Origin of the sequence: Streptomyces sp. NPDC057617 (assembly GCF_042800555.1) — a bacterium.
Classification (GTDB): domain Bacteria; phylum Actinomycetota; class Actinomycetes; order Streptomycetales; family Streptomycetaceae; genus Streptomyces.
Genome location: NZ_JBHVGV010000015.1, coordinates 14,609 through 34,925, shown reverse-complemented (window position 1 = coordinate 34,925; position 20,317 = coordinate 14,609). Strand labels below are relative to the sequence as shown.

Below are 20,317 nucleotides of genomic sequence, written 5' to 3'. Positions count from 1 at the left end.
CATTTCCCAGGAAGTCGAATGCCCATGCGAATTCACCGTGGCGGATTGCCCGGATTCCTCCCCGGCCACAGGTCGGCCCCCAGCGCCTTCTCCAGGTTCGCGATCGTCAACAGATCGCACCACACCACGCCGTCAAGGACCTTGGTGATGGTAAACCGCGCGACGTCGCTGCGCCGGGAAAGCTCTGCGACCGACCAGCCGCGCGCGTCAATCGCCTCACGCAACCGGGCAGCCACCTCCTGGGCCACCCGCGCCCCATGGTGGTCATCGAGCACGGCGTGCGGCCAGACGTCCCGGAGCCGGTACTCGACGGGCTTGCGGTGTCGCTTGTCTCCCTGTGGCACAGCGAAGAGTGTCGCCCATCCGGACCTCCTGGCATGACAGCGGCCGCCATCTCCACCAAATGTTATCGGAATAGCACCCCGCCCGGGGTTCTTTCGTGGTGGAGAATCGTGATGGATGCCATCGAGCGATACCGGCCCCAGTTGCCGAGGCCGGTATGGGAGCGGATCGGCCCCGACTGCCGCCGTGCAGTGACCCGGGCCAAGCCGTCCGGGCCCAAGCAGGCGAGGGACTGGCTCGGGGCCCTGGCACACGCCGCCGCGTACGCCGACGCCTGCGGACGCTCCACCACAGCCGAGAAATTGCTCACGCCCGAGGCAATCGAATGGTTCCTCGCCACCGGCTGCGGGCACCTGAGCGAAGCCTCGTGCGGCAACCGCCGGGGCCGCCTCAACCACCTGCGCCGCACCCTGCTCGGACCCGACCTGCTGACCGGCCAGCCCGCCGCCTACTCCGGTTCCGACTCCTCCCTGCCCTACAGCAAAGCCGAGCAGTCCCGCCTGTACTCATCCGCCCGGTTCCAACCCACTGCTGAGCTGCGCTTCGGCTGCCTGACCCTGCTCGCCCTCGGATTCGGCTGCGTACTGGACTCGCCGGAGATCATCCCACTGTGCACCCACGACGTGCGCACCGCACCAAACGGAGCCGTCGCCGTCTCGGTACGCGGCCAGCGCGCCCGGCTCATCCTGTGCCGCTCCTCCTGGGCGAGCGTGCTCACCGAGGCGGCGGACTGGGCGTCCATCCCCGGCCAGGCCCGCTATCTCTTCCGGCCCAATTCCTATGCCCGCGGCACCAACACGGTCACCAACTTCCTCGCCCGCACCAAGACTTCGCCCGGCACGCCACCCCTCGTACAAGGCAGGGCCCGTGCCACCTGGCTGGTCGACGCGGTGGAAGCCCGCATGCACCTGCCGACCCTGATGGCTGCGGCCGGACTGTCCACCCTGCGCTCCATCGACCGGATCATGCCCTACGTCCGCAACCTGACCGCCGATCAGGCCGCCGCCGCGCTGAAGGAACTGTGATGACTAGCCGCCTCGAACGCCACGCAAGCATCGAGAAACTCCGCTCCCACCGCAAGGCCGTTCTGGACGAGGACGTCCAAGCACTCCTGGCCGACCTGGACACCACCACGCTGGTTGCTGAAATCGAGCCGCTGGTGCCCAACGACAGGGGCCCCAAGCGCCACCTCAACGTGCGCGGGCTGCTGCTGGGTATGTCCCTATGCTCTGCCCTGCGCTCAGGGACAGTCACTCTCTGCGCTGTCGCCGACCTGCTTGCCTTCGGCCTCAGCGACGCCTTCCGCACCCAGTTCGACATCCCCTGGTATCCCGACAATGACTATGGCTTCGAAGCTTTCTACGCCGTCGTTCGCCGCCTCTTCCACAAGATCATCGACGCGATCGATCCCTCCCCCCTCCCCAAGAACCACCGCCTCGGCCTCAATTACGCCGCCGAGCTGGAAGCCCGGGCTGATCGTGATCTCCTCGCCCACAAGCGCACCTTGCTGCTGCGCGTCGCCAACCATGTCCTCGGCATGTCGCTCCTGCACGCGCACCCCCTGCTCGAAGGCACCTGGGGCGGCCACTACGTAGTCGATGCCACCGTCGTCGGCACCTACGCAAAAGGCCTCGCCGCCGACAGCGAGGAGACCTCCACCGACCCCGACGCCGGCTGGTACGTCCGTACCGCCCGGCACGAAGACCCCCTGGCCCTCGACAAACTCGCCGCGCCCCCGCCCCAGGCCAAGAAAGGCACCAAGCCCGCCAGCAAGACCAAGAAGAAGCCGCGGCTGAAGAAGAAGCTGTATGGATTCGACGCCTCACTGATCGTCGCCCGCGACCCCGAACACGACGGCGCTCCGCTGCCGGACGGCTCCGCCAACCCCGACGTCGTACCCGCCCTCATCTTCGCCTTCTCCGTCGAAAAACCCAGCCACCGCCCCGGCGAGGTCGCGATCGAAGCCCTCCAGCACGTCGACCCCCGCTACCCACGCGGCTACCTCGCTGGCGACCGGCTCTACAACGACCAGAAACCCGAGAACTTCCAGCTACCCATCCGCGCCATGGGCTACCAGCCCGTCTACGACTACGCCAAGGACCAACTCGGCTCGAAGGGTGAGTTCGGCGGCGCCCAGCTCATCGAGGGCAACTGGTACTGCCCCTCCATGCCGACCCACCTCGTCACGGCCACCAGCGACCTGATCGCCAAGCGCATCGACAAGCAGACCTGGATCCAGCGCATCCGCGCCCGCACCGCTCACCTCCTCATGCCCAAGGAGAAAGCCGACGCCGAAGGACACCGACGCATGATGTGCCCCGCACAGGCCCAGCGCCTCCAGTGCATCCTCAAGCCCCACACCCTGGGCAGCGGCGTCGAGATCCCCCTCCTCGACATCATCCCCAGCCCCACCGCACCGCCCCCGGTATGCAAGCAGCGCAGCATGACCGTCCCACCCGAAGCCGGTGCAGCCCTCTGGCAGCCCCTTCAGTACGGGCACGACATGTGGCAGCGGGTCTACTTCCGGCTCCGCAACTCCATCGAAGGCGTCAACGGCTTCGCCAAGGACCCCCTGCACGAACGTCTGGAGTCAGCCGGCACCCGTCGCATCCGCGGCATCGCGGCCCAGACCATCCTGCTTGCCTTCCAACTCGCCCACGCCAACCGCCGCAAACTGGCCGCGTGGGCCGACGCCGTAGCCCTGAAGGGCGAACGCCCCCGCCGTCGCCCCACTCGCCGCCGCGAAACCAAGCCGATTGGCACCTGGACCCCCACGGGCTTCGTCCAGCAAACCTGACCAACGAGAGCAGCATCACATCAGCCGACAACCAAGACTGAAAATCAGAAGATCAAGACCCCTGAGTGCCGACGGCCCAGCCGTCGGCACTCACACGTATCCAGGCCTGACCAGCACTGATCTGTCCCGAAACAGCGAGAAGGTCGGCATCATAGTCATGATGCCGACCTTCTCGTCGGTGCGACAGGACACTATTCGTCGGTGTCCCTGTGGTGCGCGAGGGGGGAGTTGAACCCCCACGCCCTTTCGGGCACTGGAACCTGAATCCAGCGCGTCTGCCTATTCCGCCACCCGCGCATTGGGTGTGTCGTCCGGTCCCTCACCTGCTGGTGTGTGTCCCTGGCGACATCGAGAAGATTAGCACGGTGGCGAGGGTGGCTTCACATCCCTTTCTCCACGCGACCCCACCCGCGAACCGCCCCCCGAACCGCCCCCCGAACAACGATCGGCCAACCGTCGCCCCCCGCTCCTCCGGAGTGCACCCCGGGTGCGGGACACTGTCATGAAGCCGCCTCTACGATCCGTGTGAGAGGGGACACTCATCGACGGGGCAGACAAGGGGAACCAGCCGATTTCCCGACGCGTGGATACGATCAGTAAGCAGTACCAGGACGGCAACGACGGAGGAGGTGCCACATGGGAGTCATGAAGCGTTTCGAACAGCGTCTCGAAGGTTTGGTCAACGGCACCTTCGCGAAGGTGTTCAAGTCCGAGGTCCAGCCCGTCGAGATCGCGGGTGCCCTGCAGCGCGAGTGCGACAACAACGCGACGATCTGGAACCGCGAGCGGACGGTCGTCCCCAATGACTTCATCGTGGAGCTGAGCGCGCCGGACTACGAGCGCCTCAGCCCGTACTCCGGCCAGCTCGGTGACGAACTGTCCGGGCTGGTCCGCGATTACGCGAAACAGCAGCGCTACACCTTCATGGGCCCGATCAAGGTCCATCTGGAGAAGGCCGAGGACCTCGACACCGGTCTGTACCGGGTACGGAGCCGCACGCTGGCGTCGAGTACGTCACAGCCGCAGGCGCCCGGCGGCGGGGCCCCCGTCGGCGGTCCCGGCGGGTACGCAGGCTCGGCGGCCCCCGCCGCTCCTCCCGGCCGCGCCCCCGGTGGGTACGGCTATCCGCCCGCCGCCGCGCCCCCGATGCCGGCCGCACCGCCCCCCGGCGGCCACGCCCCCGCCGCGAGCCGCCTCCCCGGGGCCGGCCCCGGCGCGCTGCCGCAGGGTCAGGTGCGCCGCTGGATCGAGATCAACGGCACCCGCCATCAGATCTCCCGCGCCACGCTCGTACTGGGCCGCAGCACCGACGCCGACGTGCGGATCGACGATCCCGGGGTCTCGCGCCGGCACTGCGAGATCCGGACCGGAACGCCCTCGACGATCCAGGACCTCGGGTCCACCAACGGCATCGTGGTAGACGGACAGCACACCACCCGCGCTACGCTCCGCGACGGCTCGCGGATCGTCGTGGGCAACACCACCATCGTTTACAGGCAAGCCGAAGGGTGAAGCGGGGGCAATGTCAGAGCTGACCCTGACGGTCATGCGGCTAGGTTTTCTGGCCGTTCTGTGGCTGTTCGTGATCGTGGCCGTCCAGGTCATCCGCAGTGATCTGTTCGGGACACGGGTCACCCAGCGCGGCTCGCGCCGCAGCGGCGACGCCCGCCCGCAGCAGTCCCGCCAGTCGGCGGCGCCGCCCCAGCAGCGCCAGCAGCAGGGGGGCAGGCAGCGCCGCGGCGCGCCCACCAAGCTGGTCGTCTCCGAGGGCAGCCTCACCGGCACCACAGTGGCTCTCCAGGGCCAGACCATCACCCTGGGCCGCGCGCACGACTCGACGATCGTGCTGGACGACGACTACGCGTCGAGCAGGCATGCCAGGATCTACCCGGACCGGGACGGCCAGTGGATCGTCGAGGATCTCGGGTCCACCAACGGTACGTATCTCGACCGGACCCGGCTCACGACACCGACACCGATCGCGCTGGGCGCTCCTATCCGCATCGGCAAGACCGTCATCGAGCTGCGGAAGTAGTACGACAATGAGCGAGCGGAGCGAGCGAGCCGCGGCGGTCCCGACAGCGGACCGGAGCAGGCTCCCGACCGGAGGGTGGGCAGTGTGGCTCGAGACCGGCTGGCGCGACAGTCGACGGGCGAGCCGACGGGCGAGGTGCGCATGAGTCTGTCTCTGCGCTTCGCCGCCGGATCGCACAAGGGCATGATCCGGGAGGGCAACGAGGACTCCGGCTACGCCGGACCGCGGCTGCTTGCCATCGCCGACGGCATGGGCGGCCAGGCCGCCGGCGAGGTCGCGTCCTCCGAGGTGATCTCCACCCTCGTCCAGCTCGACGACGACGTGCCGGGCTCCGACATCCTCACCTCGCTCGGTACGGCGGTGCAGCGGGCCAACGACCAGCTCCGGGTGATGGTGGAGGAGGACCCCCAGCTCGAAGGCATGGGGACCACGCTCACCGCCCTGCTGTGGACCGGCCAGCGGCTCGGCCTCGTCCATGTCGGCGACTCCCGCGCCTATCTGCTCCGCGACGGCGTCCTGACCCAGATCACCCAGGACCACACCTGGGTGCAGCGGCTGGTCGACGAGGGCCGGATCACCGAGGAAGAGGCCACCACCCATCCGCAGCGCTCCCTGCTGATGCGCGCGCTGGGCAGCGGCGACCATGTCGAGCCGGATCTCTCCATCCGCGAGGTCCGCGCCGGGGACCGCTATCTGATCTGCTCCGACGGCCTCTCCGGCGTTGTCTCCCACCAGACCATGGAGGAGACCCTCGCCAGCTACCAGGGCCCGCAGGAGACCGTACAGGCGCTCATCCAGCTCGCGCTTCGCGGCGGCGGCCCCGACAACATCACCTGCATCGTGGCCGATGTCCTGGACGTCGAGTCCAACGACACCCTGGCCGGGCAGCTCAACGACACCCCGGTCGTCGTCGGCGCGGTCGCCGAGAACCAGCTTCCGCTGAACTCCGCCGAGAACGCCGCCGCGATGCAGACCCCCGCCGGCCGCGCGGCCGGTCTGGGCCGCTCCGTACCGCCCCAGCCCGGAGGCGGCTTCGGCCCGCCCGGCAGCGGCGGGGACGGCGGTTACGGAGGCATGCCCTCCGACGGGAGCTTCGGCGCGTACAGCGACGACGACTTCGTGAAGCCGCGCGGCGGCCGCAAGTGGCTCAAGAGGTCCTTCTACACCGTGCTCGCCCTGGCCGTCGTCGGCGGCGGACTGTACGGCGGCTACCGCTGGACGCAGACCCAGTACTACGTGGGTGCCAACGAGGAGCATGTGGCGCTCTACCGGGGCATCAGCCAGGATCTCGCCTGGCTCTCCCTCTCGGAGATCGAGAAGGACCACCCCGAGATCGAACTCAAGTACCTCCCGCCCTACCAGCGCAAGCAGGTCGAGGAGACCATCGCCGAGGGCAGCCTCGCCAACGGCCGCGACAAGATCCAGGAACTCGCCACCCAGGCGTCGGCCTGCAAGAAGGACGAGCAGCGCCGTCAGGCCGACCGCGAGGCCAATGTGGTCACCGGCGAAGGCCAGGCCGGCGGCACGACCGGTACGAACACCTCCGGCCGGACCACCACCATCAAGCCGAAAGCCGCGACTCCCACTCCGGGCCCCAGCCTCTCGGAGGAGGAGCAGAAAGTGGCCTCGAACTGCGGGAAGCAGCAGTAGCCGGCCGTAGGGGGCCTTTCACCACATGAGCGTTGTCACCAATACGACCACCATCGGCGCGATCGAAGCACCGAGCCGCCGCAACACCGAACTGGGGCTGCTCGCCTTCGCCGTCGTCATCCCGGTGTTCGCGTATCTGAACGTGGGACTCGCCCTCGACGGCAAGGTACCCGCCGGGATGCTGGGGTACGGGCTGGGCGTCGGCCTGCTCGCCGGGATCGCCCATCTCGCGGTGCGCAAGTTCGCCCCGTACGCCGATCCGCTGCTGCTGCCGCTGGCCACCCTGCTCAACGGGCTCGGTCTGGTGCTGATCTGGCGGCTGGACCAGTCGCCGCGACTGATCCGGCGCGCGGAGGCGCTCTTCGGCGCCTACAGCCCGGACGCCCCCAAGCAGCTCATGTACTCGGCCATCGCGGTCGCGCTGTTCGTCGCCGTACTGATGGTCCTCAAAGACCACCGGATCCTCCAGCGCTACACGTACATCTCGATGGCCGCCGCCCTCGTGCTGCTGATCCTGCCGATGTTCTTCCCGGCCGTGAACGGCGCCAAGATCTGGATCAGCATCGGCGGCTTCACCATCCAGCCCGGTGAGTTCGCGAAGATCATCATCGCGATCTTCTTCTCCGGCTATCTGATGGTGAAGCGTGACGCGCTGGCCCTGGCCAGCCGCCGGTTCATGGGCATGTACCTGCCCCGCGGCCGTGACCTGGGCCCGATCCTCGCCATCTGGGCGATGTCGATCCTCATCCTGGTCTTCGAGACCGACCTGGGCACCTCGCTGCTCTTCTTCGGCCTCTTCGTGATCATGCTGTACGTCGCGACCGAGCGCACGAGCTGGATCGTCTTCGGTCTGCTGATGTCGGTCGCGGGCGCGGTCGGCGTCGCCTCCTTCGAGCCGCACGTCCAGTCCCGTGTCAACGCCTGGCTCGACCCCTTCGCCTGCTACCAGACGGATGTCACCGGCGCCTGCCAGCAGATCGGCGACGCCCTGCTGTCCTTCGGCTCGGGCGGCACCCTCGGCACCGGCCTCGGCCAGGGCAACTCCGACCTCATCGGCTTCGCCGCCAACGCGGACTTCATCCTCACCACGGTCGGCGAGGAGTTCGGGCTGGCCGGCACGATGGCGTTCCTGATGATCTACGGGCTGATCGTGGAGCGGGGCGTACGGACCGCGCTCGCCGCCCGCGACCCGTTCGGCAAGCTGCTCGCCATCGGCCTCTCCGGCGCCTTCGCGATCCAGGTGTTCGTCGTCGCCGGCGGCGTGATGGGGCTCATCCCGCTGACCGGTATGACCATGCCGTTCGTCGCGTACGGCGGCTCCTCCGTGCTCGCCAACTGGGCGCTGATCGGCGTTCTGATCCGTATCAGCGACACCGCGCGCCGGCCCGCGCCGGCCCCCGCCCCGTCACCCGACGCCGAGATGACCCAGGTGGTCCGACCGTGAACAAGCCGCTGCGACGCATCGCGATCTTCTGCGGGCTGCTCGTCCTGGCCCTGCTGATCCGGGACAACTGGCTCCAGTACGTCCGCGCGGACGAGCTGAACTCGCACAAGTTCAACCGCAGAGTGCTCATCGAGCGTTACAGCAACGAGCGCGGCAACATCATCGTCGACGGCAAGGCGATCACCGGCTCCGTCAAGACCGACGACAGCGACTTCGCGTACAAGCGCACCTATGTCGACGGCCCCATGTGGGCACCCGTCACCGGCTATGCCTCGCAGGCCTTCGACGCCAACCAGATCGAGAAGCTCGAGGACGGCATACTCACCGGCAACGACGACCGGCTCTTCTTCGACCGCACCATGGCCATGTTCACGGGCAAGAAGAAGAAGGGCGGCGACGTCGTCACCACCCTCAGCGGCGCCGCCCAGAAGGCCGCGTACGAGGGCCTCGGGAAGGCCAAGGGCGCGGTGGCGGCCATCGACCCGCAGACCGGCAAGATCCTGGCACTGGCGTCCACGCCGAGCTACGACCCGTCCACCTTCGCCGGCAACAGCGAGAAGGACTCCAAGGCCTGGGTCGCCCTCGACAAGAAGAACAACCCCGACGACCCGATGCAGAACCGGGCGCTGCGCGAGACCTACCCGCCCGGCTCCACCTTCAAGGTGGTCACCGCGGCCGCCGCCCTGGAGCACGGCAAGATCACGGACATCGACGAGCCGACCGACTCGCCGCTCCCCTGGATCATGCCGGGCACCACCACCCCGCTCGTCAACGAGGGCAACATCCCCTGCAAGGACGCCACCCTCCGGGACGCGCTGCGCTACTCCTGCAACACCGTCTTCGGCAAGCTCGGCGCCGATCTCGGCAAGGACGACATGCTGGAGACCGCGAAGAAGTTCGGCTTCAACGCCGAACAGTTCACTCCGGTACGTTCCAACGCGTCCTTCTTCCCCGAGGAGATGAACTCCTCGCAGACCGCGCTCTCCTCCATCGGCCAGTTCGACACCCGGGCCACCCCGCTCCAGATGGCCATGGTCGCCGCGGCGGTCGCCAACGACGGCAAGCTGATGAAGCCGTACATGATCGACCAGCTCCGCGCGCCCAATCTGGACGTGCTCAGCAAGACCGAGCCCGAGGAGCTGAGCCGCCCCCTCACCCAGGAGCACGCGCAGATGCTCCAGAGCATGATGGAGACGGTCGTCAAGGACGGCACCGGCAAGAACGCCCAGATCCCGAATGTGACGGTCGGTGGCAAGACCGGCACCGCCCAGCACGGCGAGAACAACAGCAAGAACCCGTACGCGTGGTTCATCTCGTACGCCAAAACGGACGGCGGCTCCCCCGTCGCGGTCGCGGTCGTCGTCGAGGACAGCAAGGCCAACCGCGACGACATCTCCGGTGGCGGCCTCGCGGCCCCCATCGCCAAGAATGTGATGAAGGCGGTCATCGACAGCAGGAGGTGACGCCGGTCACGGCTCACCTCCATACACGCACATTGCGATACCGGTCGTATATCAGGTCACCGTTACGGGCCAATCGCATACGGCGTGCCCGGTAGCGTAGGCGCGAACAGCACACCGCCGGACCACACACCGGTGCGGTCGGGACTGACGGAGAGGGCTGGAACAGTTATGGAAGAGCCGCGTCGCCTCGGCGGCCGGTACGAGCTGGGCTCGGTGCTCGGCCGTGGTGGCATGGCGGAGGTCTACCTCGCGCACGACACCCGGCTCGGCCGCACCGTCGCTGTGAAGACGCTGCGGGCCGATCTCGCCCGCGACCCGTCCTTCCAGGCCCGGTTCCGCCGAGAGGCCCAGTCGGCCGCCTCGCTCAACCACCCGGCGATCGTCGCGGTCTACGACACCGGCGAGGACTATGTCGACGGGGTCTCCATCCCGTACATCGTGATGGAGTACGTCGACGGTTCGACCTTGCGCGAGCTGCTGCACTCCGGGCGAAGACTGCTGCCCGAGCGCACGCTGGAGATGACCATCGGCATCCTCCAGGCGCTGGAGTACTCGCACCGCAACGGCATCGTCCACCGGGACATCAAGCCCGCCAACGTGATGCTGACGCGTACCGGCCAGGTCAAGGTCATGGACTTCGGCATCGCCCGCGCCATGGGCGACTCCGGTATGACGATGACGCAGACCTCCGCGGTCATCGGCACCGCCCAGTACCTCTCGCCGGAGCAGGCCAAGGGCGAGCAGGTCGACGCGCGCTCGGACCTCTACTCCACCGGCTGTCTGCTCTACGAACTGCTCACGGTCCGGCCGCCCTTCATCGGGGACTCCCCAGTCGCGGTCGCCTACCAGCACGTACGGGAAGAGCCGCAGACGCCCAGCGTCTTCGACCCCGAGATCACGCCCGAGATGGACGCGATCGTGCTGAAGGCCCTCGTCAAGGACCCGGACTACCGCTACCAGTCCGCCGACGAGATGCGGGCCGACATCGAGGCCTGCCTCGACGGCCAGCCCGTCGCGGCCACGGCCGCCATGGGCGCGGTCGGGTACGGCGGCGGATACGGCGGCCATGACGCCCAGCAGACCACCGCGCTGCGCCAGAACGACCCGGCCGGCCAGACGACGATGCTGCCGCCGATGAACCCGGACGGCGGCGGCGGATACGGCGGCTACGACGACCGCCCGGACCGGCGCCGCCAGAAGAAATCGAACACCTCGACGATACTGCTGGTGGCCGCGGGCGTCCTGGTCCTGATCGGCGCGATACTGATCGGGAGAGCCTTCTTCAACGGCGATGGCGACACCAGCCAGGTGACCGTCCCGCAGCTCGTCGGCAAGACGCTCGCGGAGGCCGAGACGCTGGCGAGCAACGCGAGCGTGAAGGTCGCCCAGTCCGGTTCCGAGCGGTGCGACGTGCCCAAGGGCTCCATCTGCAGCCAGAACCCGGCGAGCGGCAAGATGAACCAGGGCGAGACCGTCCAGGTCGTCGTCTCGGAGGGCGCGCCGCAGGTCAAGGTCCCGGACGTCACCCAGAAGGACGTGGACAACGCGACCTCCATACTGGAGGACGAGAACTTCAACGTCGAAATCGAGCAGGTCGAGTCGGACGAGGACCCCAACACGGTCCTTGAGCAGGACCCGGAGGGCGGCTCGCAGGCCGAGAAGGGCGCCACGATCACGCTGAAGATCGCGAAGACGGCCCAGGTCACGGTGGCCCCCGTGGTCGGCACACAGTTCGACGCAGCGAAGAACCAGCTTGAGCAGCTTGAGTTCAATGTCGAACGGAACGACGTGGACTCGGACCAGCCCGCGGGCACGGTCGTCAAGCAGGATCCGCAGGAAAACACCAAGGCGGACAAGGGCACGAAGGTCACACTGGACGTCTCCAAGGGGCCGCAGCAACAGCAGGTCCAGATCCCCGGCGACATCGCCGGCGGCAACAAGTCGCTCCAGGAGGCCCAGCAGATCTTGACCGGGCTCGGCCTCAATGTCGCTCTTGCGCCCAACTCGTCCAACGACCCCAACTCCCGGGTTCTGACCGCTCAGCCGGGACCGGGCAGCATGGTGAACAAGGGCGATACGGTCACCCTGTTCACCGCCGGCGGCGGCCAGGGCAACAACGGAGGCGGCGACAACGGCGGCGGCTTCTTCGGCGGCCAGTCCGGCGCCGTCGCCCGTAAGGACAACTAGCGGGACCGGCCGTACGGCCCGTACGGAAAGCCCCGGCACCCATGAAGGGTGCCGGGGCTTTCCGTTGTCCTGAGTCTGTCCTGAGCCGTCCTGAGCGCCGCCTGGCGCGCCTCTAGCGCAGCTCCGGCGGTGGCGTGCGGTTCTTGTCGACCTTGTCCGTGCGGACCAGTTCGGCCCAGACGATGTAGCGGTACTCCGAGGTGTAGATCGGTGTGCAGGTCGTCAGGGTCAGATAGCGGCCCGGCTTGGTCTTCCCCGACTCCTTGGGGACCGGCTTGAGGACGTCCACGTTGTACTTCGAGGTCCTCGGGAGTTCCTTGTAGACCTTGTAGACGAACCAGGTGTCCCGGGTCTCGAAGACCACCGGATCACCGGTCTTGATCTTGTGGATGTTGTGGAACCGGGCGCCATGGCCGTCCCGGTGCGCCGCCAGCGTGAAGTTGCCCTTCGGGTCCCAGGGCAGGGCCGACTTGACCGGGTCCGTGTAGTAGCCCGCCACACCGTCGTTCAGCAGTGAGGTGCTCGTGCCCTTCTTGACGAGGATCTCCCCGCCGCCCATCGCCGGGACATGGAGGAAGCCGATGCCGTCCGCGGAGTCGTACACCGGAGGCTTGCCGCCCTTGGTGTCTTCCTGCGCCCAGTGGTCGCGTACGTCGCCGCCCTGCTTGGCGGCCTCCCGGTCGGCCAGCACGTTCGTCCACCACAGCGAATAGACGACGAAGAGGCCGAGTATGACGCCCGCGGTGATGAGCAGTTCGCCGCAGACGCTGACCACGGCCGCGAGGGGACTGCGGAAGCGGCGTGGCGGGGCGGGCCGGGGTGCCGGTGCCTGCGGAGTCGCGGAAGCCGCGGGGGCGTCGGCCGCCGTCCGGTCCGGCGGCGGTGTGCCCGTCTCTCTGTCGTTCTCGGTGCTCGCTGACACAGCGCCCCGTCCCCGTTCGTCTTCGCCGGTCCGCCGGCCCTGTCCTGAGTCCGATCGGCCTAGGGCCTCTCGTTTGGATCTTGCTGGGCTCGCGCCAGATCCAAACGAAAGACCCTAGCCGACGAGAGCGTCGGGCTTGCCTTCACCGCGTGGCCGTTCTTCCACCATTTTGCCCCACACGATCATGCGATAGGTACTGGTGAATTCGGGCGTGCAGGTCGTCAGCGTGATGTAGCGTCCCGGCCCCGTGAAACCGGAGCCCGGCGGCACCGGACCGATCACGCTCACATTCGACGGCGCGGTCTGCGGCAGGATGCTCGTCATGTCATACGTGTAGTACGCGTCCTGCGTCTCGACGACGATCTTGTCGCCGGGCGTGAGCTGGTTGATATAGCGGAACGGTTCGCCATGGGTGTTGCGGTGACCGGCCACCGCGAAGTTGCCCTGCTTGTCGGACGGCATCGCCGTCTTGAGGCTGCCCTCCGCGTAGTGGCCGACCATGCCGCGGTCGAGGACCTTCGCCTTGCTGATGCCCTCCGCGATCGGGACGACGACATCCAGCTTGGGGATGTGCATGATGGCGAAGCCCTGGCCGGGCTCGAAGGCCCCGGGCTGCCGGCCCTCGGCCCAGCCCTGCTGGATCTTGTTGGTCTCGTTGCCGGCGAACTGGTCGGCTCGTACGTTCGTCCACCAGAGCTGATACGTGACGAAGAGCAGCATCAGCACGCCGAACGTGATGAACAACTCACCGACGACCCGGCTGGCGACGACCGCGAGGCTGTCCTTGGCGGCGCGGGCCGCGCGGCGGGCCTCGACCCGGGAGAGCGGCCGGGCGGGCGCCTCGCCCTCGGAGCCGGGCCCGGAGCCGGATGCGGGCCCCCCGGACGGTGCCGTCGCGGGCTCGGCCCGTCTGCGGCCCCGGCCGCCCTTGGCGGCCGCTTTACGGCGCTCCGCGCGCCCGCCGGTACGAGGAGCCGGCTCGGGCGGCCCGGCCGCGTGCTCCGGCTGCTCCGGCCCCGGATCGGGCGGCATCTCGACCACGGGGAGAGCGACCGTACGGTCGTCCATCGGAGCCGGAGCCGGGGACGGCACGGTGGGCGGCGAAGGCGCGGGCGCCGGGGAGGGAGCGGGAGCCGGGGAGGAGGCGGGAGCCGGGACCGCCGGGCCTTCCGCGTAGTACGGATTGGTCCGGCCGTCCGGGGACTCCGCCGCGTACTGCCGGTAGTAGTCACCGGACCACTCGGACTCCGGGTCCGCGGCCGGCTGCGCCTGCTCCTCCGGCTGGAACCATGGCGGCTCCTGCTCGGGCGGCCGTGCGTGCCGGCGGTGCCCGCGCCGCTGCCCCGGAAGCGGACCGTTCAACGGGTCGCTGAGCGGGTCGTCGAGCGGACCGTTCAGTGGGTCGTTGAGCGGGTCGGCGGGCTCCGCCGGTCTCTCCGCGGCCGCCCCGAACGCGCCGGAGGCCTCGTACGCTCCCTGCTCGTACGAGCCTCCGTAGCCTGCCTCGTGTTCGGGGCGGAGTGCGGTCACGCCAGCGCCTTGCCCACCACCGGCGCCAGATCCGCCGACCGGTCCACCGCCCCCGGATCACCGCACCGCGCAAGCCAGTTGGCCAGCATCAGATGACCGTGTTCGGTGAGGACCGACTCGGGGTGGAACTGCACGCCCTCGACGGGCAGTTCACGGTGGCGTACGCCCATGATGATCCCGTCCGCCGTACGCGCCGTGACCTCCAGCTCGGCCGGCAGCGCCGCGGGCTCGGCCGCCAGCGAGTGGTAGCGGGTCGCGGTGAACGGTGAAGGCAGGCCCGCGAACACGCCCTTGCCCTCATGGGTGACCAGCGAGGTCTTGCCGTGCAGCAGTTCGGGCGCCCGGTCGACAACTCCGCCGTACGCCACGGCCATCGACTGCATACCGAGGCAGACGCCGAAGACCGGTACTCCGGTCGCCGCGCAGTGCCGCACCATCTCGACGCAGACACCGGCCTGTTCGGGGGTGCCGGGGCCGGGCGAGAGCAGAACGCCGTCGAAGCCGTCCTGCGCGTGCGAGGTGGCCACCTCGTCATTGCGCAGCACCTCGCACTCGGCGCCGAGCTGGTACAGGTACTGAACGAGGTTGAAGACAAAGCTGTCGTAGTTGTCGACGACGAGGATCCGCGCGCTCATCCGGCGGCCCCCGCTCCGTCGACCGTCACATCGTTGAAGGGCAGCAGCGGCTCCGCCCAGGGGAAGACGTACTGGAACAGCACATAGACGACCGCGAGCGCCAGGACGAGCGATATGGCCGCCCGCAGCCACACGTTGCCCGGCAGATGACGCCAGATCCAGCCGTACATGCTGTCCCTTCCGTTCGGTACCGCCCCAGGCGCTACTGCACCAGACTAAACGGCGGCGGTGACACATGGGCGGCGCATCCGGCAGGTGCACTGAGGTTCGGGCGGGGTTGGGGGGAAGTCCGGCCGGGGCCGGGGGGAGTCCGGTGTGGGCGCCGGGCTACCCGACCGGTTCCGCGTAGTGGAGATCGACCGTGCCCGTGTAGCCGGGAAGCGTCTCCTCGCCGTGCTCGTCGACCTTCCAGCCGAGGCCGTACGCCTTCACATAGAGCTGGTAGTTCTGGATCGCCGGGGAGTCGGTGAGGGCCTTGCGGAGGGCGTCCTGGTCACCGACAGCGGTGATCTTGTAGGGCGGTGAGTAGACGCGGCCCTGGAGGATCAGCGTGTTGCCCACGCACCGGACCGCGCTGGTGGAGATCAGCCGCTGGTCCATGACGCGGATGCCCTGGGCGCCGCCCTGCCAGAGGGCGTTGACGACGGCCTGGAGATCCTGCTGATGGATCACGAGGTCATTGGGCTGGGGCTCGGGGTAGCCGGGGTTGGCGGTGGCGTTGGGCGGGGCGTCGTTGAGGGTGACGGTGAGGGCGGGGCCGGTGAGCTTCTCGGTGCCCGCGGCCTTCTCCAGGGCGCTCAGCCGGGCGTTCTCTGCCTCGGTGGAGCCGTCGTCGCGGCCGACGAGCGCGTCGATGTCCCGGCGGACGGCCGCGGTGGTGTCACCCAGCTCGGCGTTCTTGCGGTCCCGCTCGTGAATCAGGTCGGAGAGCTTCAACAGGGAGGCGTCCGTACGGATGTTGGTGCCCTTGGCCGTGTTGAAACTGGTCACGAAGATCAGCCCGGCGAGCGCGAAGACGGCAGCCGTGAGCAGCCGGACGGGCCGCCGCGAGGGGCGCCGGACCGGCCCTGGGGGAGAGTCGGCGGAATTGCTCAACGTACCCTTATCTCCTTAGGCGCCGCGGAAGCACTACGCTAACGGACGCCCGGTGGCGGCGGTTCCCCCTGCTCTCCGCCCCGGCACCCGTAACAGTTACCTGCGCGGTCACGCAGCGCATCGACAGGAGAGTCCCTCGTGCCGAAGTCACGTATCCGCAAGAAGGCCGACTTCACGCCGCCTCCGGCGGCGAAGCAGGCGACCGCCATAAGGCTGACCAACCGGAGCTGGGTGGCCCCGGTCATGCTGGCCATGTTCCTGATCGGACTGGCCTGGATCGTGGTCTTCTATGTGACCGAGGGCGATCTGCCGCTGTCGAGCTTCGGGAACTGGAACATCGTGGTCGGGTTCGGCTTCATCGCCGCCGGCTTCGGTGTCTCCACCCAGTGGAAGTAGCGGGTCCGCACCCCGGCAGTCGCAGTCCCGGCAGTCGCTGTCCCGCAGCCGCACCGGCGCGGTCGTCACCGTCGTCACCAGCCCGTCGTCACCCTGCGTCCCCACTTATCCACAGCCTTGTCCACAGCAGGGGAAAAGGTCTGACGATCTGTGGATAACTCCACGGGTTCTTGACGCCGGTGTGACCGCGTCCGCCCTTCGGTTGACGTGCCCGCCCCTTGTCGCCGCTGGTCAACCCAGCATTGACGACAAGGGGTACGCACGTTCTCCACAGGATGCACAAGATCCTGCACGCACTGTGGACAACTGTGCAGTACGGACGGACATTACGGACAGGCCGTACGGACAGTACGGACGGTACGGCCCGCCTCCGGCCCGTACGGGCTCAGAACGCCGAGGGCAGCGCGGGCAGCGCCGCCGTCCTCGCCACCACTATCGCGACCGTCACCGCCAGCACCAGCGCGCAGGTCCCGTACTGCACCAGCGCCCGCCGCTCCCGGGGCGCGTGCACCATGCCGATGGCTATCACCGTGCCCGCCACCAGCCCGCCGACATGCGCCTGCCAGGCGATACCGGACCAGGTGAAGGTGAAGAGCAGATTCAGCGCCAGCAGGGCGAAGACGGGCCGCATGTCGTAGTTGAGCCGGCGCATCAGTACGGCGGTGGCGCCGAGCAGCCCGAAGATGGCGCCGGAAGCGCCCAGCGAGGCCTGGTTCGGCGAGGCGATGAGATACGTGAGGGCGCTCCCCGCGAGTCCGGAGAGCAGGTAGAGCGCCAGGAACCGGCCCCGGCCGAGCGCCGCCTCCAGCGGCCCGCCGAGCCACCACAGCCCCAGCATGTTGAACCCGAAGTGCCAGACGGCCTGGTGCAGGAACATCGCCGTCAACAGCCGGTACCACTGGCCGTCCGCGACCCCGACCAGCCCGCCCGCCGCCGGGTCGAAGGCACGGCCGACCAGATCGAGATCCATGACCAGGCTGTCGCCCACCGCGAGCACCGCGATGAAGACAGCGGCATTGATGCCCAGCAGGATCTTGGTGATCAGCCGGGGATCGGCCACGATCGTCCCGCCGGCGAGCGTACGCGCCTGACGTGGGGCAGGCCCGCGCCCCGTACCCGTACCCGAGCCCTGCCGGACGCACTCCGGGCACTGGAAGCCGACCGAGGCGTCGATCATGCACTCGGGGCAGATGGGGCGCTCGCAGCGCGTGCACCGTATGCCCGTCTCCCGCCCCGGATGGCGGTAGCAGTCGGGCAGGCCCTCACTGACGGCGGGCTGGTCCTGGCCTCCATGGCCGCCTGGCGGGTGGTCCATCGGTCCCCTCGGGTCCTGGTGACGGCGGGCGCGTACCGGGCAGTGCACGGCGCACCGCCCCGCCCGCCCGGTATGTAACCACTACGGACGGGCAGGGCGGGAGGTTCCCGGGCCCCCGGGATCCCAGCGGTCCGGGACGCCCGGGGCGGTTCGTGACGCCGGGTCGGAGCGGTCCGTACGCCGCGTCAGCGCGTCTCGACGACGACCGACTCGATCACCACGTCCTGCACCGGGCGGTCGGTGCGCGGGTTGGTGCGGGTGCCGATGATGGTGTCCACGACCTTCTTGCCGGCCTCGGTGCTGACCTCGCCGAAGATGGTGTGCTTCCGGGTCAGCCAGGCGGTCGGCGCCACGGTGATGAAGAACTGCGAGCCGTTCGTCCCCGGGCCGGCGTTCGCCATGGCCAGCAGATACGGCTTGTCGAAGGCCAGGTCCGGGTGGAACTCGTCCTCGAACTCGTAGCCCGGGCCACCGGTGCCGTTGCCCAGCGGGTCCCCGCCCTGGATCATGAACCCGCTGATCACCCGGTGGAAGATGGTGCCGTCGTACAGCCGGTCCTTGCTCTTCTTGCCGGTCTCAGGGTGGGTCCACTCCCGCTCGCCCTGCGCGAGCTCGACAAAGTTCTTGACCGTCTTCGGCGCGTGGTTCGGCAGGAGCCGGATCTCGATGTCGCCGTGGTTGGTCTTCAGGGTGGCGTAAAGCTGCTCGGCCACGATCTGCCTTCCGTAAGTCTGCTCTGACCCTCACGATCCTCGCACGGACGGCGCGGATGATGTCCGGCCGCTGCCCTTGAAAGGGCTTTGCGCCCGTCTTGGGGCGATTTCGGGGCCGTATGGGGGCACGATGGAGGGAAGGCACAACAGGCCTGGCCGACAGGCCGGGTACGCGCGGCGGGCATGGCGAAGGAACGCCCGGCGGTGATGTCACGCCGGTACGAAGGCAACGAGGGCACGCGGGAACGCCGGAGGGCCGTGAAGCCGTCCGCGTCGGGTGCCACGGCAGAAGCGATGACCCGGAGCAATGACCCGGATGCCCGCATCACATGCCGAGACCGGGTCCGGCAGGCATGATCTCGAAAAGGGTGGACAGGCGAAATACGGAACGCCACCGAGGAGGATGATCCTGTGACCCGCATGGACAGCGTGCGCGCCGCTACCGGTTCGGCGAAGGAGAGCGTGCAGCACGCCGCGGAAGCGGTGGCCCCCTACGCCGGTACGGCCAAGGAGCAGGCCGCTCTATATGCCCACGAAGCGCGGGTGAGGCTCGCGCCGACAATGACGAAGGCCGCTCAGCAAGCTCGTACTCAGTACGGCGCCCATGTGGCGCCCAGGGTGCCCCCAAAGGTCGATGTGGCCGCTCACCGAGCCGCTCAGCGCACGCGCCAGGCCGCCCGTCAGGCGGCTGACTACACGGTGCCGAGGGTCGGGCAGGCGGTGGCCGTGGCGCAGCCGATGGCCGGACAGGCCGCGGCGCGATCCGCGGCCGCCCTGGCCGCTCTGCGCGGACAGGTCACGGCGGATGAGATCAAGAAGCTGGTGAGGAAGCACGAACGGCGGGCCAGGGCCGCGCGGATCGCCAAGGGCCTGGCGGTCCTGGGCGTGCTGGCCGGTGGGGCTTTCGCCGCCTGGAAGTGGTGGGACAAGCAGGCGAATCCGGACTGGCTGGTGGAGCCGCCGGCCGCTACGGAGGTCTCGGAGCGCGGGTCGATGACCAACACCGGTGGCAGCCATGTGGTGGATCCGCTCGATCCCGAGGTGCAGGCGAAGGCGAAGCAGGCCGAGGCGGAAGCGGAGGCGGAGCGACGGAAGCACCGTCCCTGAACGCTGCACGCGACGCCGTTCGAGGCCCGTCGCGGGGCCCGTCGTGGGACGTGTCGTGGGGCGTGTCGTGGGGCCCGTCTCAAGGCCTGGCCGAACTGCCGCGTCACGTCGTGGGAGCCGCGCCGGCGCCGACGAGTGCCGCGTCCGCGGCGGGGTTGGCCTCGTTCGGCGCGCCCGCGGAGAGATGCGTGTCGGCGGGAAGATGACGGACCGACGGGGAGGAACCGTGCGCCTCGGCGGTGATGCGCTGTCTGATCGTCGGCGGCAGCGACCGATCGCGTGAAGCCCCGGCCGCTCTGGGCACGGTGGCCCGTACGGGTACGGGATCAGCGGCTTCGGCGGCCTCGGCCGTACCGCCGGCCTCCCCGGCCGGCGCGGGCACGGGCTGCTCGGCCGGCTGCTGTACGGCCGTACCGGCAGCGGCGGCCGGGGTCGAGAACCCCAGGGAGGCGAGCACCGCGAAGAACGCGGTGATGAAGACAGTCCACAACTTCTTGACCTTGAGGGCGGCCATGACCCCTCGCTTTCAGGTTCGGTTCGGGTTGGGCGATCTACATACCTTCCTCATGATGTGTACGCATCTTGAGAATCGGCGGAGCTACGCCGTTCCTGCGCATTTCTTCGGATCAACACCACTCGTACGGTCCAACCGCTTGTACGGTCCAACCGCTCCGGTCCTCGCCGAT

The 20,317-nt window shown here is 68.7% G+C and carries 19 protein-coding genes and 1 tRNA gene; 10 read left to right on the top strand and 10 right to left on the bottom strand.

Annotation, left to right across the window (positions count from 1 at the left end):
- Window positions 1–32: 32 nt before the first annotated feature.
- Window positions 33–344 carry a multiprotein-bridging factor 1 family protein gene (locus ACFU9P_RS30015; RefSeq protein ID WP_384086805.1) on the bottom strand — a complete coding sequence of 104 codons (312 nt, stop codon included), beginning with the start codon at window positions 342–344 and terminating at the stop codon, window positions 33–35.
- 111 nt (window positions 345–455) lie between these two features.
- Here ACFU9P_RS30015 and ACFU9P_RS30010 point away from each other — a divergent pair, with 111 nt between their 5' ends.
- Complete coding sequence (locus ACFU9P_RS30010) at window positions 456–1,367, top strand: hypothetical protein (RefSeq protein ID WP_384086803.1); 912 nt, start codon at window positions 456–458, stop codon at window positions 1,365–1,367.
- A complete protein-coding gene (locus tag ACFU9P_RS30005) occupies window positions 1,367–3,139 on the top strand; it encodes a hypothetical protein (RefSeq protein WP_384086800.1) in 1,773 nt (590 codons plus the stop codon). Before ACFU9P_RS30010 ends, ACFU9P_RS30005 begins: the two co-directional genes overlap by 1 nt.
- A 210-nt stretch (window positions 3,140–3,349) precedes the next feature.
- Here ACFU9P_RS30005 and ACFU9P_RS30000 read toward each other — a convergent pair.
- Window positions 3,350–3,436: transfer RNA gene (locus ACFU9P_RS30000), tRNA-Leu, on the bottom strand.
- A gap of 339 nt (window positions 3,437–3,775) precedes the next feature.
- On the opposite strand from ACFU9P_RS30000, the gene ACFU9P_RS29995 reads away from it, so the two are divergent.
- The 6 genes from ACFU9P_RS29995 to pknB all read left to right on the top strand — a co-directional run bounded on the left by ACFU9P_RS29995 (window position 3,776) and on the right by pknB (window position 11,918).
- On the top strand, window positions 3,776–4,651 hold the full coding sequence (locus tag ACFU9P_RS29995) for an FhaA domain-containing protein (RefSeq protein ID WP_376383075.1): 876 nt from the start codon (window positions 3,776–3,778) through the stop codon (window positions 4,649–4,651).
- A 10-nt stretch (window positions 4,652–4,661) separates the two neighbouring features.
- Window positions 4,662–5,174 (top strand): FHA domain-containing protein, encoded by a 513-nt coding sequence (locus ACFU9P_RS29990; RefSeq protein ID WP_376383077.1) that lies wholly within the window; start codon window positions 4,662–4,664, stop codon window positions 5,172–5,174.
- Between the two features lie 141 nt (window positions 5,175–5,315).
- Window positions 5,316–6,824 carry a Stp1/IreP family PP2C-type Ser/Thr phosphatase gene (locus ACFU9P_RS29985; protein ID WP_376383079.1) on the top strand — a complete coding sequence of 503 codons (1,509 nt, stop codon included), beginning with the start codon at window positions 5,316–5,318 and terminating at the stop codon, window positions 6,822–6,824.
- 25 nt (window positions 6,825–6,849) lie between these two features.
- Complete coding sequence (locus ACFU9P_RS29980; RefSeq protein ID WP_384086794.1) at window positions 6,850–8,268, top strand: FtsW/RodA/SpoVE family cell cycle protein; 1,419 nt, start codon at window positions 6,850–6,852, stop codon at window positions 8,266–8,268.
- Complete coding sequence (locus ACFU9P_RS29975; RefSeq protein ID WP_376383083.1) at window positions 8,265–9,731, top strand: peptidoglycan D,D-transpeptidase FtsI family protein; 1,467 nt, start codon at window positions 8,265–8,267, stop codon at window positions 9,729–9,731. Before ACFU9P_RS29980 ends, ACFU9P_RS29975 begins: the two co-directional genes overlap by 4 nt.
- 168 nt (window positions 9,732–9,899) lie before the next feature.
- A complete protein-coding gene (gene pknB / locus ACFU9P_RS29970; protein ID WP_376383085.1) occupies window positions 9,900–11,918 on the top strand; it encodes a Stk1 family PASTA domain-containing Ser/Thr kinase in 2,019 nt (672 codons plus the stop codon).
- A gap of 112 nt (window positions 11,919–12,030) precedes the next feature.
- Here pknB and ACFU9P_RS29965 read toward each other — a convergent pair whose 3' ends face one another.
- The 5 genes from ACFU9P_RS29965 to ACFU9P_RS29945 form a co-directional block, all read right to left on the bottom strand.
- On the bottom strand, window positions 12,031–12,840 hold the full coding sequence (locus tag ACFU9P_RS29965) for a class E sortase (RefSeq protein WP_384086790.1): 810 nt from the start codon (window positions 12,838–12,840) through the stop codon (window positions 12,031–12,033).
- Window positions 12,841–12,954: 114 nt separating this feature from the next.
- Complete coding sequence (locus ACFU9P_RS29960) at window positions 12,955–14,370, bottom strand: class E sortase (RefSeq protein ID WP_384086788.1); 1,416 nt, start codon at window positions 14,368–14,370, stop codon at window positions 12,955–12,957.
- Window positions 14,367–15,005: an aminodeoxychorismate/anthranilate synthase component II gene (locus ACFU9P_RS29955; protein WP_384086785.1), complete on the bottom strand. Its 639-nt coding sequence runs from the start codon at window positions 15,003–15,005 to the stop codon at window positions 14,367–14,369. The genes ACFU9P_RS29960 and ACFU9P_RS29955 overlap by 4 nt, the downstream gene beginning before the upstream one ends.
- Window positions 15,002–15,175, bottom strand: a complete 174-nt coding sequence (locus ACFU9P_RS29950; protein ID WP_046507056.1) for a hypothetical protein — start codon at window positions 15,173–15,175, stop codon at window positions 15,002–15,004. The genes ACFU9P_RS29955 and ACFU9P_RS29950 overlap by 4 nt, the downstream gene beginning before the upstream one ends.
- Window positions 15,176–15,332: 157 nt before the next feature.
- Window positions 15,333–16,100 (bottom strand): DUF881 domain-containing protein, encoded by a 768-nt coding sequence (locus tag ACFU9P_RS29945; protein ID WP_384086781.1) that lies wholly within the window; start codon window positions 16,098–16,100, stop codon window positions 15,333–15,335.
- Between the two features lie 138 nt (window positions 16,101–16,238).
- Here ACFU9P_RS29945 and crgA point away from each other — a divergent pair, with 138 nt between their 5' ends.
- Complete coding sequence (crgA, locus tag ACFU9P_RS29940) at window positions 16,239–16,496, top strand: cell division protein CrgA (protein ID WP_046507063.1); 258 nt, start codon at window positions 16,239–16,241, stop codon at window positions 16,494–16,496.
- A 385-nt stretch (window positions 16,497–16,881) separates the two neighbouring features.
- On the opposite strand, the gene ACFU9P_RS29935 is transcribed toward crgA, so the two are convergent.
- Window positions 16,882–17,811 carry a rhomboid family intramembrane serine protease gene (locus ACFU9P_RS29935; RefSeq protein WP_384086778.1) on the bottom strand — a complete coding sequence of 310 codons (930 nt, stop codon included), beginning with the start codon at window positions 17,809–17,811 and terminating at the stop codon, window positions 16,882–16,884.
- Between the two features lie 185 nt (window positions 17,812–17,996).
- On the bottom strand, window positions 17,997–18,524 hold the full coding sequence (locus ACFU9P_RS29930) for a peptidylprolyl isomerase (RefSeq protein WP_376383098.1): 528 nt from the start codon (window positions 18,522–18,524) through the stop codon (window positions 17,997–17,999).
- 420 nt (window positions 18,525–18,944) lie between these two features.
- On the opposite strand from ACFU9P_RS29930, the gene ACFU9P_RS29925 reads away from it, so the two are divergent.
- Window positions 18,945–19,631 (top strand): DUF5324 family protein, encoded by a 687-nt coding sequence (locus ACFU9P_RS29925; RefSeq protein ID WP_376383157.1) that lies wholly within the window; start codon window positions 18,945–18,947, stop codon window positions 19,629–19,631.
- A 103-nt stretch (window positions 19,632–19,734) separates the two neighbouring features.
- Here ACFU9P_RS29925 and ACFU9P_RS29920 read toward each other — a convergent pair whose 3' ends face one another.
- Complete coding sequence (locus ACFU9P_RS29920; protein ID WP_384086775.1) at window positions 19,735–20,145, bottom strand: DUF6344 domain-containing protein; 411 nt, start codon at window positions 20,143–20,145, stop codon at window positions 19,735–19,737.
- Window positions 20,146–20,317 lie beyond the last annotated feature (172 nt).

Excerpts from the sequence above, each read along its gene's own strand:
- ACFU9P_RS30010 (WP_384086803.1), top strand. The coding sequence starts at position 456 with ATGGATGCCATCGAGCGATACCGGCCCCAGTTGCCGAGGCCGGTATGG.
- ACFU9P_RS30005 (WP_384086800.1), top strand. The coding sequence starts at position 1,367 with ATGACTAGCCGCCTCGAACGCCACGCAAGCATCGAGAAACTCCGCTCC.
- ACFU9P_RS29995 (WP_376383075.1), top strand. The coding sequence starts at position 3,776 with ATGGGAGTCATGAAGCGTTTCGAACAGCGTCTCGAAGGTTTGGTCAAC.
- ACFU9P_RS29990 (WP_376383077.1), top strand. The coding sequence starts at position 4,662 with ATGTCAGAGCTGACCCTGACGGTCATGCGGCTAGGTTTTCTGGCCGTT.
- ACFU9P_RS29985 (WP_376383079.1), top strand. The coding sequence starts at position 5,316 with ATGAGTCTGTCTCTGCGCTTCGCCGCCGGATCGCACAAGGGCATGATC.
- ACFU9P_RS29980 (WP_384086794.1), top strand. The coding sequence starts at position 6,850 with ATGAGCGTTGTCACCAATACGACCACCATCGGCGCGATCGAAGCACCG.
- pknB (WP_376383085.1), top strand. The coding sequence starts at position 9,900 with ATGGAAGAGCCGCGTCGCCTCGGCGGCCGGTACGAGCTGGGCTCGGTG.
- ACFU9P_RS29955 (WP_384086785.1), bottom strand. The coding sequence starts at position 15,005 with ATGAGCGCGCGGATCCTCGTCGTCGACAACTACGACAGCTTTGTCTTC.
- ACFU9P_RS29950 (WP_046507056.1), bottom strand. The coding sequence starts at position 15,175 with ATGTACGGCTGGATCTGGCGTCATCTGCCGGGCAACGTGTGGCTGCGG.
- ACFU9P_RS29935 (WP_384086778.1), bottom strand. The coding sequence starts at position 17,811 with ATGGACCACCCGCCAGGCGGCCATGGAGGCCAGGACCAGCCCGCCGTC.
- ACFU9P_RS29925 (WP_376383157.1), top strand. The coding sequence starts at position 18,945 with ATGGACAGCGTGCGCGCCGCTACCGGTTCGGCGAAGGAGAGCGTGCAG.
- ACFU9P_RS29920 (WP_384086775.1), bottom strand. The coding sequence starts at position 20,145 with ATGGCCGCCCTCAAGGTCAAGAAGTTGTGGACTGTCTTCATCACCGCG.